This is a genomic window from Arthrobacter cavernae (genome assembly GCF_017368795.1).
Taxonomy (GTDB): Bacteria; Actinomycetota; Actinomycetes; order Actinomycetales; family Micrococcaceae; genus Arthrobacter; species Arthrobacter cavernae.
On sequence record NZ_JAFNLL010000104.1, the window covers coordinates 1 to 1157 of the forward strand.

A 1157-nucleotide genomic window follows, 5' to 3' on the forward strand; every position below is an offset into this window, starting at 1 on the left:
CCTGCCCCCACGCCACTCCGGCCCGGGCAGGACCACGGCGTGAGAATGACGACGTCAGCTGGCAGGGTCGTACTGGAACTGCCGGAGTTCTTGCGGGCAACGGCAGGCGAGGGCGATCTTCGCGGCCCACTCGAGTGCCGCCTCCCGCGAGGGCAGCTCAAGAACGGTGTAACCGCCGTTGGGCACCATGTGCCCTGGGTACGTGCCCTTGGTGACCGTGCCGTCACTGGCCACGAGCACCGGGTCTACGTTCTCATCGATCCCGCCGCCGAAGACGTACACGCCGGCCGCCTTGGCTTCGTCGATGACGGCATGCGCGGCTTCAACCACCGCATTGAAGTCCTCCTCCGGAATCACCATGGCCTCAGCGGGGAACGAGATCAGGTACTTCATCATTCGAGGACTCCTCTGCTCCGGCGGCGCCATCCGTCGGCTCGTCGCGGGGCGCGGCCATCGTGCCCAGCCCGATTATCGCCCCGGCACATGGCATGTGGTCAAGGGACCACGGGTAGGGCGTCGCGACCAACGCCCGGCCCTGGACCGGATGAGGCGGCGGATTCGAGCGGTGACAGGAGGTAGGCCAGTGAGCGTTGCAGCCGGCTGCGGTCCGGTCCGGCGCACACGGACGGTCGGTGCCGTGCTCGGCACGATCGCCAACGAGATCGAGGGCGGCGACGACAACCTCCGGCTCCGCTTCACGTTGCCTGGTGGTCACGGACGTCGAGCCCGGATGCATGAGGAGCAGGCCTATGCGGACAGCATGAAACAGATTCGCTGCCGGCGTCGACCCGAGATGGCACCCCCTCGCTGTGTGGCGCGCTTCACGGAGCGAACTTCTGGGGTCGATGCCGGCCTGCCGGTGGATGTGGTTGCCCCAAGGCGTACCCGGTGCCGCATTTCCGGGGATTCTTGGGGAATTCAGGTATGACACCCTTGGTGTTTGGGGTGGATTTGCGTTGGGGTGTGGTGGGGTGTATTGTTTTCTGAGTCGCCGGGTGCGGAACGGAAAGCCGGAAGGTGTGTATGTTTCGGTAGGCGGCCAAATAATCTCCTTTTTCCAATGGCCTGTTGGTGCGTCCATTTTTTGTGGTGTGCTGGCGGGTGATGATTAACGGGGTCTGTTGTTTGAGAACTCAATAGTGTGCCAAGTTTGTTGA

General features: G+C 63.9%; 1 protein-coding gene. It reads right to left on the reverse strand.

Going from position 1 to position 1157, the window contains the following annotated elements; translation table 11 throughout:
- Positions 1-54: 54 nt before the first annotated feature.
- Positions 55-396 (reverse strand): YciI family protein, encoded by a 342-nt coding sequence (locus J1902_RS18985; RefSeq protein ID WP_207617921.1) that lies wholly within the window; start codon positions 394-396, stop codon positions 55-57.
- Positions 397-1157 lie beyond the last annotated feature (761 nt).